General features: G+C 60.7%; 10 protein-coding genes and 1 riboswitch. Of the genes, 4 read left to right on the top strand and 6 right to left on the bottom strand.

Translation table 11 applies throughout. The features are described 5' to 3' along the window. Positions 1-18: 18 nt before the first annotated feature. The gene (locus M2401_RS12830) at positions 19-513 is read right to left on the bottom strand and encodes a DUF934 domain-containing protein (RefSeq protein ID WP_259103205.1); all 495 of its coding nucleotides are present in this window, start codon (positions 511-513) and stop codon (positions 19-21) included. Then, positions 497-2,155, bottom strand: a complete 1,659-nt coding sequence (locus M2401_RS12825; protein ID WP_259103303.1) for a nitrite/sulfite reductase — start codon at positions 2,153-2,155, stop codon at positions 497-499. Before M2401_RS12825 ends, M2401_RS12830 begins: the two co-directional genes overlap by 17 nt. Before the next feature lie 527 nt (positions 2,156-2,682). Here M2401_RS12825 and M2401_RS12820 point away from each other — a divergent pair. Then, positions 2,683-3,768, top strand: a complete 1,086-nt coding sequence (locus tag M2401_RS12820) for an ABC transporter substrate-binding protein (RefSeq protein ID WP_259103204.1) — start codon at positions 2,683-2,685, stop codon at positions 3,766-3,768. Here the strand turns inward: M2401_RS12820 and M2401_RS12815 are convergent. Together M2401_RS12815 and metH are read right to left on the bottom strand one after the other, a co-directional pair. Then, positions 3,765-3,986, bottom strand: a complete 222-nt coding sequence (locus tag M2401_RS12815) for a DUF2970 domain-containing protein (RefSeq protein WP_259103202.1) — start codon at positions 3,984-3,986, stop codon at positions 3,765-3,767. The two genes, M2401_RS12820 and M2401_RS12815, sit on opposite strands and share 4 nt — an antisense overlap. A gap of 136 nt (positions 3,987-4,122) precedes the next feature. After that, positions 4,123-7,842 (bottom strand): methionine synthase, encoded by a 3,720-nt coding sequence (gene metH, locus M2401_RS12810; protein WP_259103199.1) that lies wholly within the window; start codon positions 7,840-7,842, stop codon positions 4,123-4,125. A 151-nt stretch (positions 7,843-7,993) separates the two neighbouring features. On the opposite strand from metH, the gene M2401_RS12805 reads away from it, so the two are divergent. Together M2401_RS12805 and nfuA are read left to right on the top strand one after the other, a co-directional pair. Continuing rightward, entirely contained in the window at positions 7,994-10,282 is a 2,289-nt protein-coding gene (locus M2401_RS12805; RefSeq protein WP_259103198.1) for a fatty acid cis/trans isomerase, read from the top strand. Positions 10,283-10,536: 254 nt separating this feature from the next. Continuing rightward, positions 10,537-11,130 (top strand): Fe-S biogenesis protein NfuA, encoded by a 594-nt coding sequence (gene nfuA, locus M2401_RS12800; RefSeq protein WP_259103197.1) that lies wholly within the window; start codon positions 10,537-10,539, stop codon positions 11,128-11,130. Positions 11,131-11,337: 207 nt separating this feature from the next. On the opposite strand, the gene cobM is transcribed toward nfuA, so the two are convergent. Continuing rightward, complete coding sequence (cobM, locus tag M2401_RS12795) at positions 11,338-12,084, bottom strand: precorrin-4 C(11)-methyltransferase (protein WP_259103196.1); 747 nt, start codon at positions 12,082-12,084, stop codon at positions 11,338-11,340. After that, on the bottom strand, positions 12,081-12,506 hold the full coding sequence (locus M2401_RS12790) for a cobalamin biosynthesis protein (RefSeq protein ID WP_259103195.1): 426 nt from the start codon (positions 12,504-12,506) through the stop codon (positions 12,081-12,083). The genes cobM and M2401_RS12790 overlap by 4 nt, the downstream gene beginning before the upstream one ends. Positions 12,507-12,613: 107 nt before the next feature. Further along, a riboswitch (cobalamin riboswitch) is annotated at positions 12,614-12,831 on the top strand. 93 nt (positions 12,832-12,924) lie between these two features. Between M2401_RS12790 and cobW the strand changes: the two genes are divergently transcribed. Beyond that, the gene (gene cobW / locus M2401_RS12785; RefSeq protein ID WP_259103194.1) at positions 12,925-13,989 is read left to right on the top strand and encodes a cobalamin biosynthesis protein CobW; all 1,065 of its coding nucleotides are present in this window, start codon (positions 12,925-12,927) and stop codon (positions 13,987-13,989) included. Position 13,990 lies beyond the last annotated feature (1 nt).

Here is a 13,990-nt window from a genome sequence, read left to right as displayed (position 1 = left end):
GTTGTATTTCAGTGCGAATCAGCGCCGACGGAACAACGGCAGCGGCTCATCAGTCGCTGCCTGGTACGTTACCGAGAAGTCGTTCAGACCTTCCAGGGCTTCGTACGGGTCTTTGTCGGCGCGAATGGCGAAGGCGTCGAAGCCGCAGCGTTGCAGGTAGAACAACTGGTCGCGCAACACGTCGCCAATGGCTCGCAGCTCGCCTTTATAGCCATAGCGATCACGCAGCAGGCGCGCGTTGGAGTAACTGCGCCCGTCAGTGAAGGCCGGGAAGTTCAGGGCAATGACCTGGAACTGATCGACGTCATCACCGATTTCCTCGGCTTCTTCGTCGCTGTCCAGCCAGACGCCCAGGCCGCCATCGCGGGCCTTGAGCGCATGGGCGTGATCACGCCACAGGGCCAGGGGCACGATCAGGTCGTCGCAGTTGGACAGGCCATCGAGGGTCGTTTCCTTGGGCAGCAGGTGCCAGGTTTCGTCGATGACCGCGTGATTCTTAATGATTCGCTGCATAGACGCGCTCCTTGAAAGGGTCGATGCCAATACGTTGGTAGGTGTCGATGAAGCGCTCGTCTTCGGTACGTTTCTCCACGTACACGTCGATCAGCTTCTCGATCACATCCGGCATCACTTCCTGGGCAAAGGACGGGCCGAGGATCTTGCCCAGGCTGGCGTCGCGGCTGGCGCTGCCACCCAGGGACACCTGATAGAACTCTTCACCTTTCTTGTCCACGCCGAGAATGCCGATATGGCCGACGTGGTGGTGACCGCAGGCGTTCATGCAGCCGGAGATGTTCAGGTCCAGCTCGCCGATGTCGAACAGGTAGTCCAGGTCGTCGAAACGGCGCTGGATGGACTCGGCAATCGGGATCGACTTGGCGTTGGCCAGGGAGCAGAAGTCACCGCCAGGGCAGCAGATGATATCGGTCAGCAGGCCGATATTCGGCGTGGCAAAACCTTGCTCGCGCAGCTCGTTCCACATGGTGAACAACTGGCTCTGCTCGACATCGGCCAGAATGATGTTCTGCTCGTGGGAGGTGCGCAGCTGGCCAAAGCTGTAACGGTCGGCCAGGTCGGCGACGCCGTCCAGTTGCTTGTCGGTGATATCGCCAGGCGCTACGCCGGTAGGCTTGAGCGACAGGGTCACCGCTGCATAGCCAGGCTTCTTGTGCGCCAGTACGTTGCGGGTGCGCCAGCGGGCGAAACCGGGGTGCTGAGCATCGAGGGCGGCCAGTTCGGCGTCCTGATTGCTCAGGGCCTTGTAGTCCGGGTCAACGAAGTGCTTGGCCACGCGCTCGACTTCAGCGTCGGTCAGGGTGGTCTGGCCGCCACGCAGGTGGGCCATTTCCGCCTCGACCTTCTCGGCGAAGACTTCAGGGGTCAGGGCCTTGACCAGAATCTTGATCCGCGCCTTGTACTTGTTGTCACGACGGCCGTAGCGGTTGTATACCCGCAGGATGGCGTCGAGGTAGCTCAACAGGTCCTGCCACGGCAGGAACTCATTGATGAAGGCACCGACTACCGGAGTACGGCCCAGGCCGCCACCTACCAGTACGCGGAAACCCAGCTCACCGGCGGCGTTGAGTACCGGCTCCAGGCCGATATCGTGCACTTCGATGGCGGCGCGGTCAGTGGTCGAACCATTGATGGCGATCTTGAACTTGCGCGGCAGGTAGGCGAATTCCGGGTGGAACGTAGTCCACTGGCGGACGATCTCGCACCATGGGCGCGGATCAACCAGTTCGTCGGCTGCGACACCGGCGAACTGGTCGGTGGTGACGTTGCGCAGGCAGTTGCCGCTGGTCTGGATCGCGTGCATCTGCACGGTAGCCAGCTCAGCCAGGATATCGGGGATGTCTTCCAGTGCCGGCCAGTTGAACTGCACGTTCTGACGGGTACTGATGTGGGCATAGCCCTTGTCGTAGTCGCGGGCGATCTTCGCCATCATGCGCACCTGACGCGAAGTCAGCTGGCCATAAGGCACGGCTACGCGCAGCATCGGTGCAAAACGCTGCACATAAAGCCCATTTTGCAGGCGCAGAGGACGGAATTCCTCCTCGCTGAGTTCCCCGGCCAGATAGCGTCGGGTCTGATCACGGAACTGCTTGACGCGGTCCTCGATGATCCGCTGATCGTACTCGTCGTATACGTACATATAGGTCCAGTTCTCGGGCTTATAAATGCCGCAGAGCAATGTTGCTCCTGCGCCATCTAAACAATTCTGCGCGCACGGCCGCGCACTCCCTGACGGAGCCGGGGGAAGATACCAGTTTGCGGATATACGCAAAAGTGAAGTTTGAGTATATGCAAATAACCGAAATGACTAAGGCGCTTATAAGTGCCGATAGCCCTGCTTGTGATAAGGGCAATGCTCGGCTTAACTGGGGGTGTGGTCAATGGGCGCGCCCCGTGTTCCGGGCCACGCAGCCTAATAAAACCGACAAGAGGCGATGCGATGAGTAATCACCCTAAAACCGTGAAAAGTGATAGTAGCGTTGATGCCTGGGCCATTTTTTTCCTGATTATCCTGGTGGTAGGAGCCGCCGTGTTCTGGGTTAGCCATCAGTAAGTGTGCGAGGCGGGCTTGTCTGGCTTTAGATTTCCAGGCAAGCCGCCGATAAAGGGAGGCAGGTGGGTTTCTCAAGTCGGCATGCTTTTGCTGTTTTACAAGGCCTCGTGACCATGAACAGGTTTTTTTGCTGTTGGCTCATAGTCGCAAGCAGCCTTTGGGTGAATACAAGTCTGGCCGCCTCGGTGATTTTTCTGAATCCCGGCTCGGCCACGGACAACTATTGGGCGTCGTATTCGAAATTCATGCAGGCGGCGGCCGAGAGGCTCGGCATGTCGCTGACGGTGTTGTATTCGGATCGCGATACCCGGACCCTTCTCGATCTTGCCCGGGACAGTCTGCAAGGTCCGACGCGGCCAGACTATCTGGTGTTTTCCAATGAGTTGAACGTGGCTCCTGAAATCCTGCGTCTGTCCCAGGGCAGCGGGGTCAAGCTGTTCCTTGTCAACAACACCCTGACCGCCAGCCAAACGGAAATCCTCGGCGACGTGCCATCACGCTACCCTGACCTGATCGGCAGTCTGATCGGTAATGACGAGGAGGGCGGTTACCTGATCGCCAATCAGCTGATGAGCCTGCATCCACCCCTTGCCGCCGGTGAGAGCATCGAGATGCTGGCGTTCTCCGGTACCAACACCACGCCGGTCTCCCTGCGCCGCGAACAGGGTATGTATCGTGCTTTGGCCGAACATCCGGAAGTCCATTTGCGCCAGATTGTTTTGGGCGGTTGGCGCCGTGATCGGGCTCTGGAACAGGCGCGGGTGCTGCTCAAGCGCTATCCGCAGGTGAAGTTGATCTGGGCCGCCAGTGACCAGATGGCCTACGGCGCCATGGACGCCGTGCGTGAGGTGGGCAAGCAGCCCGGCAAGGATGTGTTGTTCGCCACCATCAATGGCTCGCCAGAGGCCCTCAAGGCCTTGGCCGAGGGCACGCTGAATGTGCTGGCCGTGGGGCACATCGCTATTGGTGGCTGGGCCATGCTGCTGTTGCATGACTACGACCGTGCCAGCATCGCTGAACGGCTTAATCCGGGCGCGCGGCAGGTGCGGGTGCTCAAGCTGTTGAGTGCAGGCGATGTTCCGGGGTTCGTGGCGTCCAACAAGCGCGCTGATCGCGGCATCGACGTGCGCCAGTACAGTATGGAAGGCAGCGAGGGGAGTGCGGATAAACCGTTTTCGCCGAAGCGCATCCAGCCTTAGCTATTGGCCAGATGCACTACTAACTGCACCACGCCCAGCAGTATCGAGGCGAACAGAATGGTGAACAGCAACCCCATCATGACGAAATGCACTGGCTTGCCGTTGCTGAAGTCCCGTGCGCGATTTTTGCTGCTTTGCACGCCGAAGGCCGCGGCAATGACGCTGTGCAGCATCTGCCAGAAGGTTGGCGGTTTGTTGGCGGGGGGGAGCTTGTCCATGAGGGGTGCTCGCTGGGGTTAGGGGCCTCAGCAAGCTTAGGTGGTCCTGTGCAGATGTGCCTGAGCCTGACAGGCTTTTGTGGGACCGGCTAAAGCCGGTCCCACATTGGATCTCCTGCAGGTTCTGCGTTTGCCCTTACTCGTCATACCCCAGATTCGGCGCCAGCCAGCGCTCGGTCACGCTGAGGTCCTGGCCTTTGCGCGCGGTGTAGCTTTCCACCTGGTCCTTGTCGACCTTGCCCACGGCGAAATATTGCGCCTGCGGATGGGCGAAGTACCAGCCGCTGACCGCTGCCGCCGGGAACATCGCGTAGTGCTCAGTGAGGAACACGCCGCTGCGGCCCGGGGTGTGCTCGGGGGTGCCGGCAGGCATCGGGTCGAGCAGTTCGAACAGCGCGCGCTTCTCGGTGTGGTCCGGGCAGGCCGGGTAGCCGGGAGCAGGGCGGATGCCCAGGTATTGCTCCTTGATCAGCGCCTCGTTATCCAGGGTTTCATCCTTGGCGTAACCCCAGTACTCCTTGCGCACCTGCTGGTGCAGCCATTCGGCGCAGGCTTCGGCCAGACGGTCGGCCAGGGCCTTGACCATGATCGAGTTGTAGTCGTCGCCCTTGTCCTGATACGCCTTGGCAACCTCTTCGGCACCGATACCGGCGGTGGTGATAAAGCCACCGATATAGTCGGTGACGCCGCTGGCCTTGGGCGCAACGAAGTCGGCCAGGGAGAAGTTCGGCTTGCCGTCGGTCTTGATGATCTGTTGGCGCAGGTGATGCAGCTTGGCCATGGGCTTGCCGTCTTCGCCGTAGACTTCCAGATCGTCGTCATCGACCTGGTTGGTCGGCCAGAAGCCGAACACGGCACGGGCGCTGATCAGCTTCTCGTCGATCAGTTTGCGCAGCAGTTGCTGAGCGTCGGCAAACAGGCTGGTGGCCGCTTCGCCGACCACTTCATCGGTGAGGATGCGCGGGTACTTGCCAGCCAGGTCCCAGGAGATAAAGAACGGCGTCCAGTCGATGTATTCGGCCAGAACATCGAGGTCGATGTTGTCCAATACGCGACTGCCAATGAAGGTCGGCTTGACCGGGGTATAGCTGGCCCAGTCGAACTGCGGCTTCTTCGCCACCGCCGCGCCGTAGCTCAAGCGTTCGGTACGGGCGCTGCGGGCCGAGGTGCGTTCGCGCACGTCGATGTATTCCAGACGGGTCTTCTCGACGAAGGCCGGTTTCAGCTCCTTGGACAGCAACTGGGTGGCCACGCCCACGGCGCGGGAGGCGTCGGTGACGTAGATCACGGCGTCATTGCTGTATTTGGGCTCGATCTTCACCGCCGTGTGAGCCTTGGAGGTGGTCGCGCCGCCGATCATCAGCGGCAGGTAGAAGTCCTGGCGCTGCATTTCCCGAGCGACATGGACCATTTCGTCCAGGGACGGGGTGATCAGGCCGGACAGGCCGATGATGTCGCACTTTTGCTCTTTGGCCACTTGCAGGATCTTCTCTGCCGGGACCATCACGCCGAGGTCGACGATGTCATAGCCGTTGCAACCCAGCACCACGCCGACAATGTTCTTGCCGATGTCGTGCACGTCGCCCTTGACCGTGGCCATGAGGATCTTGCCCTTGGCTTGCGGCTTGTCGCCTTTTTCCAGTTCGATGAACGGGATCAGGTGGGCCACGGCCTGCTTCATCACGCGTGCGGACTTGACCACTTGCGGCAGGAACATTTTGCCCGAGCCGAACAGGTCGCCGACGATATTCATGCCCGACATCAGCGGGCCTTCGATGACCTCGATAGGGCGCTTGAACGACTGGCGTGACTCTTCGGTGTCTTCGACGATATGGGTGGTGATGCCCTTGACCAGCGCATGTTCCAGGCGCTTGTTGACTTCCCAGCTGCGCCATTCCTCGGTCTCGGCTTCCTTGACACTGCCATCGCCCTTGTACTTGTCGGCAATCGCCAGCAGGGCGTCAGTGCCTTCCGGCGTGCGGTTGAGCACTACGTCTTCGACGGCGTCGCGCAGTTCTTGCGGAATCTGGTCGTAGATTTCCAGCTGCCCGGCATTGACGATCCCCATGGTCAGGCCGTTGCGGATCGCGTACAGCAGGAACACCGAGTGAATCGCCTCGCGCACCGGGTTGTTGCCACGGAACGAGAACGACACGTTGGACACGCCGCCCGAGGTCAGGGCGTACGGCAACTCGTCGCGGATGTAGGCGCAGGCGTTGATGAAGTCCACGGCATAGTTGTTGTGCTCTTCGATACCGGTGGCGACGGCGAAGATGTTCGGGTCGAAGATGATGTCTTGCGGCGGGAAGCCGACTTCATTGACCAGAATGTCGTAGGAGCGCTTGCAGATTTCTTTCTTGCGCGCCTCGGTATCGGCCTGGCCGGCTTCGTCGAAGGCCATCACCACCACTGCCGCGCCATAGCGCTTGCACAGTTTGGCGTGATGAATGAACTGCTCGACGCCTTCCTTCATGCTGATGGAGTTGACGATGCCCTTGCCCTGGATGCACTTGAGGCCAGCTTCGATCACTTCCCATTTCGACGAGTCGATCATGATCGGCACGCGGGAGATATCCGGCTCGCCAGCGATCAGGTTGAGGAAGGTGACCATGGCCTTTTTCGAGTCGAGCATGCCCTCGTCCATGTTGATGTCGATTACCTGGGCACCGGCTTCGACCTGCTGCAGGGCGACTTCCAGGGCTTCGGTATAGTTCTCTTCACGGATCAGGCGGGCAAAACGGGCGGAGCCAGTGATATTGGTGCGCTCGCCGACGTTGACGAACAACGACTGGCGATCAATGGTGAACGGCTCCAGGCCCGACAGGCGGCAGGCCGGGGCGATATCCGGGATTTCCCGTGGCGCGTACTTGCCCACCGCTTCGGCGATGGCCTTGATATGGCCTGGGGTGGTGCCGCAGCAGCCGCCAACGATATTGAGGAAGCCGCTCTGGGCGAACTCTTCGACGACCTTGGCCATTTCTGCAGGGGATTCGTCGTACTCGCCGAATTCGTTGGGCAGACCGGCGTTGGGGTGGGCGGACACATGGGTGTCGGCCTTGGTCGACAGCTCTTGCAGGTACGGGCGCAGGTCGCTGGCACCCAGGGCGCAGTTCAGGCCCACGGAAATCGGCTTGGCGTGGCTGACCGAGTTCCAGAAGGCTTCGGTGGTCTGGCCCGACAGGGTACGGCCGGACGCATCGGTGATGGTCCCGGAAATCATGATCGGCAGCTCGACACCCAGTTCCTCGAACACGCCCTGCACGGCGAAGATCGCCGCCTTGGCGTTGAGGGTGTCGAAAATGGTTTCGATCAGGATCAGGTCGGCGCCGCCCTCGATCAGGCCCTTGGTGGCCTCGGTGTAGTTTTCCACCAGCTCATCGAAGGTAACGTTGCGATAACCGGGGTTGTTGACGTCCGGGGACAGCGAGCAGGTGCGGCTGGTCGGGCCGAGGACGCCGGCAACGAAGCGCGGGCGATCCGGGGTTTCCAGGGTCTTGGCATCGGCGACCCGGCGGGCCAGGCGCGCGCCTTCCACGTTCAGCTCATACACCAATGCTTCCATGCCGTAGTCGGCCTGGGACACCTGGGTGGCGTTGAAGGTGTTGGTTTCGAGAATGTCGGCCCCGGCGTCCAGATACGCCTTCTCGATGGCGCCGATGACGTCAGGGCGGGTCAGGACCAGCAGGTCGTTGTTGCCCTTGACGTCGCTCGGCCAGTCGGCGAAACGCTTGCCACGGTAGTCCTCTTCCTCGAGGCGATAGCTCTGGATCATGGTGCCCATGCCACCATCGAGGATCAGGATCCTCTGCTTGAGAGCTTGCTGGAACGAGTGGAGGCGGGCGCTGCGGTCAGACATAGGGCTACCTGGACGGGTCGATACAGAAAGGTCGAAATGATAGCAAACCCGAACGGATTTAGCGTTGTTAAGGGTTTTGCATGAATATCATTCATGTTGAGCCTTTGTGGCTCTCTGTAGAATTGCGATTTTTGATCCTGGGACGCAGGTTATGCCGTTACGTTCGATGGTCAGCATTGTATTAATGCTGATCAGTGCAGCTGCCTGTGCCGAGGACCTGCTGCCGCAAATTTCCTATACCCGCGATATCCAGCCGATTCTTACCGAGAAGTGCGTGGCCTGCCATGCCTGCAACGACGCCGCCTGTCAGCTCAATCTGGGCAGCGGCGAAGGTGCGTTGCGCGGTGCTTCCAAAGTGCCGGTGTATCAGGGCGATCGTTCTACCGCCGTAGCACCGACGCGGATTTTCTACGATGCCAGTGGCCCCGAAGCCTGGCGCCACAAGGGTTTCTACTCGGTCCTCGATGCCCAGGGCAGCCAGGCGGCGTTGATGTCGCGCATGCTCGAACTGGGTCACAGCACGCCATTACAGGCCAATGCCAAGCTGCCGGAAGAAATTGCCCTGGGCCTGAATCGCGATAACAGCTGCCCGGCACCCAATGAATTCAATACCTATGCGGCGGCGCATCCCAAAGAAGGCATGCCCATGGCCGTTACCGGCCTGACCGATGCCCAGTACCAGACCGTGCAGCGCTGGCTGGCGGCCGGCGCGCCGGTGGATCAGCAGGCGATCCAGGCCAATGCCATGGAAGCGGCGCAGATTGCCGATTGGGAAGCCTTGCTCAACCGCCCCGGCTCCAGTGAGGCCCTGGTCGGGCGCTGGCTTTACGAGCATTTATTCCTGGCCCATATCTATTTCACCAATGGCGATCAGGAGCATTTCTTCCAGTGGGTGCGCTCGCGTACGCCCAGCGGCCAGGCCATCGACCTGATCGCCACCCGCCGTCCCAACGACGACCCCGGCACCCAGGTCTATTACCGCCTGATGCCGGTGCAGGGCGTGATCGTGCACAAGACCCACATCACCTATCCGCTCAACGCGCAGAAGCTCGACCGGGTCAAGCAGCTGTTCTACAGCGGCACTTGGCGGGCGACGTCCTTGCCTGGCTACGGGCCGGAGCGCCGGGCCAATCCTTTCGATACCTTCGAAGCGATCCCGGCGGTGGCTCGCTATCAATTCATGCTGGATAACGCCGAGTACTTCGTGCGCACCTTTATTCGTGGTCCGGTGTGTCGTGGGCAGATTGCCACGGATGTGATCCGTGACCAGTTCTGGGTTCTGTTCCAGGAGCCGGCCCATGACCGCTACGTATTCGATGCCGCCTACCGCAGCAAGGCCACGCCACTGCTGGCCATGCCGGGGCAGAACGATGACGTTGGCAGCGTACTGGGTTTGTGGCGCGACTATCGGGACAAGCGCAATGAGTACGAAGACCTGCGCCGCGACGCCTACGCGCAGATGCCGCCGCCGAGTTGGTCGACCCTGTGGGCGGGCAATGACAACGCGCTGCTGACGGTCTTCCGCCATTTCGACAGCGCCTCGGTGAACAAGGGCCTGATCGGCGATGTACCGCAGTCGCTATGGTTGTTCGACTATCCGCTGCTGGAGCGCACCTATTACCAGTTGGCGGTGAATTTTGATGTGTACGGCAACGTCTCCCATCAAGCGCAGACTCGCCTGTATTTCGACCTGATCCGCAACGGTGCCGAGGTCAATTTCCTGCGCCTGATGCCTGCCGACAAGCGCGACGAAATTCTCGCCGACTGGTATCAGGAAGGCGGCAAATTCAAGATGTGGCTGGATTACCAGAAGATCGACGACGACAAGCCCAGCGGCATGCAGCTCGATCCCAAGGACCCCAAGCGCGATTTTGCCCTTAAGTTGGTACAGCGCGCCGGAACCCTGGATGCCGCGCCCGACCCGATCAACCGCTGCACTGGCGACTGCTCGCGGCCCGGCATCAGTGCCAGCTTCCAGCAGGTGGAACAGGTGCTCAGTCGCCTGGCTTCGCGTCCCGCCGCTGGCTTGAAGGTGATCGATTACCTGCCGGAAGCAACTATGCTGCGCATCGAAGACAGCCGCGGCAAGCGGGTGATGTACAGCATGCTGCGCAATCGGGCCCACATTAACGTGGCGTTTCTCTTGGGTGAGTCTTCACGCTATCAGCCGGGCCTGGACACCTTGACTATCTATCCGGGGGTGATCAGCAGCTACCCGAATTTCCTGTTCAATGTTCCGGCTGGCGACGTTCCGGCGTTTGTCGAGGCCATGCAGAAGGTGCGGCATCAGCCGGAGTTCGACAGGATCGTCGAGCACTGGGGTATACGCCGCAGCCATCCGCTGTTCTGGAACTACTTCCATGATCTGGACCGCTATATCCGCGAGACCGAGCCACGGGAGGCGGGGGTTCTGGATATGAACAGGTATGAAAATCTGTAGAGTGAGTCGGTTTGCCGGGCGTGGGAGCCGCCTTGGTGGCGATCGAGTGCCAAGCGCTCGCAATGACTTCGGTGACTGATCCATCGCCATCGCCAGCAAGCCGGCTCCCACAGGATTTCATTCCAAATCAAAGAATAGGTGGGTGCTCAGCCTGTGTGGCAGGAAGGCTGAGAATCATTCCCGACAAAAATACTAGGACTTTGTGTGGCGCAGACGTTTGGCGTAGACTGGCGCCAAGTCTGCGAGGAATTTTTATGACCGCTATTACTATCACCGACGCTGCCCACGACTACCTGGCTGATCTGCTGCAAAAGCAGAATACCCCCGGTATCGGCATCCGCGTATTCATCACCCAGCCTGGCACCCAGTACGCTGAAACCTGCATTGCCTACTGCAAGCCCGGCGAAGAAAAGTCTGACGACAAGGCCATCGGCCTGAAAAGCTTTACTGCCTGGATCGATGGTTTCAGCGAGGCTTTCCTCGATGACGCCGTCGTCGACTATGCCACCGACCGCATGGGCGGCCAGCTGACCATCAAGGCACCGAACGCCAAAGTACCGATGGTCAACGCCGACAGCCCGATCAACGAGCGTATCAACTACTACCTGCAAACCGAGATCAATCCGGGCCTGGCCAGTCATGGCGGTCAGGTCACGTTGATCGACGTGGTTGAAGAGGGCGAGGCCAACGTTGCCGTTCTGCAATTCGGCGGTGGCTGCCAGGGCTGCGGTCAGGCTGACGTGACCCTGCGTGAAGGCATCGAGCGCACCCTGCTCGAACGTATCCCGGAACTGACCGGCGTGCGCGACGTGACCGACCATACGCAGAAAGAAAACGCTTACTACTAAGCTCGCGGCTGAAGCCGCTCCTACGGCTTTCTCGTTGCGCCAAAACACCCCGCCAGAGTCTGTCTCTGGCGGGGTGTTTTGTTTTCGGGCTTACATGAGTCTTCGGTGGGAGCGAGGCTTGCCCGCGAAGCGGCCGGTACAATCAAAGCATCTCTTGGGTCAGCAGATCATCTTCGCGGGCAAGCCTCGCTCCAACGGGATTGTATTTTATGGCCTATAGAGATGAGCATGCCCCGCCCGATACAGCGATGACTCACTGAAACTGTCATTGGCCAGCACCCGGCCGACAATGATCAGCGCCGTGCGACGAAAGCCCTTGGCCTGAACCTTGTCCTGGATATCCGCCAGGGTGCCGCTGACCCAGTCCTGATCCGGCCAGCTGGCACGATGGACCACGGCGATTGGGCAGTCGCTGCCGTAGTGCGGCGTCAGTTCAGTGACTATCTTGCCCAGATGCTGTACCCCCAGGTGAATCGCCATGGTTGCCTTGTGTTGCGCCAGGCTGCTCAGTTCTTCGCCTGCAGGCATCGCGGTCTTGTCGGCGTAGCGGGTCAGAATCACGCTTTGCGAGATATCCGGCAGGGTCAGTTCGCTGCCCAGCAGCGCCGCGCAGGCTGCCGTGGCGGTGACGCCGGGGATGATCTCGAACGGAATTTCCAGTTCGCGCAGATAGCGAATCTGCTCGCCAATGGCGCCATACAGGCTAGGGTCGCCGGAGTGCACGCGAGCGACATCCCGGCCCTGTGCATGAGCGGATTTCATCACCTCGATGATCTGTTCCAGATGCAATTCGGCGCTATTGACCACTTGAGTGGCCTGATGCCCCTCGAGCACGGCTGTCGGGACCAGTGATCCGGCGTAAATAATCACCGGGCAACTGCGGATCAGACGCTGGCCCTTGACCGTGATCAGTTCCGGATCGCCGGGGCCTGCGCCGATGAAAAAGACGGTCATGGATTCTCCGGATGAGCAGTGCTGCCGGCCAGGGCAAAGGTGGCTTCGGCGTTGTTCTGGCGCTTGATCAGCAGCCCGGTATTGCCGCCGCCCAGCTGTACCGCCAGCGCCAGGGCCGCGCTTTCGGCCACGCCCCAGCAGCCGGTGCTGTCGAAGGACGCCTGGGAGCGATGGCTGAGCTGGCGCTCGAACGCCGACAGGTGCAGGACATTGAACAAGACCAGGGGTTTTTCCAGGCGCTCGGCCAGTTCCAGCAGGCCGGGCTCGGCGCGTTTGTGTTCGATGGAGGTCAGGGCGTCGATGGCCGAGAGGTCCGTGCCGTAGGCCTTGAGCTGTTGTTCGATCAGTTCCAGCAGGGTGTCGGTGGAGCAGCCGCTTTTGCAGCCGAGGCCAATCACCAGGGTGTGTGCGGGTGGATTCACGGTAGCGTCCTCGATCGTCAGGCAGGCCGGGAGGAGACCATGCTGCGCCTTGTATCGTCAATTTCGAGGTGGCAGGCGCCAGACATTGACCTGCCGCCGACCACTGCGTAGCCTTGCCGGTTCGAGGTTCCCTGACATGGCCTGCAAACGGCGGTCAGGGCTAAGAAGGGAACGCGGTGCTACTCCGCGGCTGCCCCCGCAACTGTAAACGGTCATATTCATCGCATAGCCACTGCGCAAGCGGGAAGGCGCGCTGAATGCCCGTCGCAAAGCAAGCGACGCGCCGCCGTAAGCCAGGAGACCTGCCTCGCGAAATTCTCACTACAACCGGGCGGGGTGATCCGGTGGCGAATCGAACCACGCGCGCAGGCCGTCGGTTCTCGTCCTGCTTGCCCGCCGCTTTGCCAAAGGGCATCCGATGAAAACACTGGCCAAACTCCCCGTCACCATCGTCACCGGCTTCCTTGGCTCGGGCAAGACCACCCTGTTGCGGCACATGCTCGATAACGCCGAAGGACGTCGCATTGCTGTGATCGTCAACGAGTTCGGCGAACTGGGCATCGACGGCGAAATCCTCAAGCAGTGCAGCATCGGTTGCACCGAAGAAGAAGCCAATGGTCGCGTCTACGAGCTGGCCAACGGCTGCCTGTGCTGCACCGTGCAGGAAGAGTTCTTCCCGGTGATGCGCGAGCTGGTTGCCCGTCGCGGCGACCTGGACCATATCCTCATCGAAACCTCGGGCCTGGCCCTGCCCAAGCCTCTGGTGCAAGCCTTCCAGTGGCCGGAAATTCGCAATGCCTGCACCGTCGACGCGGTGATCACCGTGGTCGACAGCCCGGCTGTGCTGGCCGGCACCTTTGCCGCCTTCCCGGATCAGGTCGATGCCCAGCGCAAGCTTGATCCGAACCTGGATCACGAGTCGCCGCTGCACGAGCTGTTCGCCGACCAACTGGCCAGCGCCGACCTGGTGATCCTCAACAAGGCCGACATGATCGACGCCGAAGGCCTGGCTGCGGTGCGTGCCGAGGTCTCGCAAGAGCTACCGCCAGCAGTCAAGGTTATCGAAGCCAGCAGCGGGCGCCTGCCGCTCAACGTTTTGCTGGGCCTGGAAGCCGAATCCGAAGTGCATATCGACGGGCGCAAGACTCACCACGATCATCACGAAGGCGACGATCATGACGATCACGACCATGACGCCTTCGATTCGATCTCGATCAAGCTGCCCGAGGCCAACGAAGCGCAACTGCTTGCGGCCCTGAACCAACTGGTGGTGCAGCACGGCATTCTGCGGGTCAAGGGCTTCGCCGCCATTCCCGGCAAGCCGATGCGCCTGCTGATCCAGGGCGTTGGTAGCCGTTTCGACAAGCATTTCGACCGTGCCTGGGCTGCTGACGAAGAGCGCGCGACCAATTTGGTGCTGATCGGCCAGGAACTGGATGCCGTGGTCCTCGAAGCCGCCTTGCGCGCTGCCATCGCAGGCTGAT

It is taken from the genome of Pseudomonas sp. JUb42 (assembly GCF_024807945.1).
Lineage (GTDB): Bacteria > Pseudomonadota > Gammaproteobacteria > Pseudomonadales > Pseudomonadaceae > Aquipseudomonas.
The sequence above is the reverse complement of the archived record's forward strand: the minus strand, read 5'-3'. Positions and strand labels throughout refer to the sequence as shown.

Bases quoted from the DNA above. Each gene is read 5' to 3' on its own strand.
- M2401_RS12820 (WP_259103204.1), top strand. From the start codon at position 2,683: ATGAACAGGTTTTTTTGCTGTTGGCTCATAGTCGCAAGCAGCCTTTGG.
- M2401_RS12825 (WP_259103303.1), bottom strand. From the start codon at position 2,155: ATGTACGTATACGACGAGTACGATCAGCGGATCATCGAGGACCGCGTC.
- M2401_RS12815 (WP_259103202.1), bottom strand. From the start codon at position 3,986: ATGGACAAGCTCCCCCCCGCCAACAAACCGCCAACCTTCTGGCAGATG.
- cobM (WP_259103196.1), bottom strand. From the start codon at position 12,084: ATGACCGTCTTTTTCATCGGCGCAGGCCCCGGCGATCCGGAACTGATC.
- cobW (WP_259103194.1), top strand. From the start codon at position 12,925: ATGAAAACACTGGCCAAACTCCCCGTCACCATCGTCACCGGCTTCCTT.
- M2401_RS12830 (WP_259103205.1), bottom strand. From the start codon at position 513: ATGCAGCGAATCATTAAGAATCACGCGGTCATCGACGAAACCTGGCAC.
- nfuA (WP_259103197.1), top strand. From the start codon at position 10,537: ATGACCGCTATTACTATCACCGACGCTGCCCACGACTACCTGGCTGAT.
- M2401_RS12805 (WP_259103198.1), top strand. From the start codon at position 7,994: ATGCCGTTACGTTCGATGGTCAGCATTGTATTAATGCTGATCAGTGCA.
- metH (WP_259103199.1), bottom strand. From the start codon at position 7,842: ATGTCTGACCGCAGCGCCCGCCTCCACTCGTTCCAGCAAGCTCTCAAG.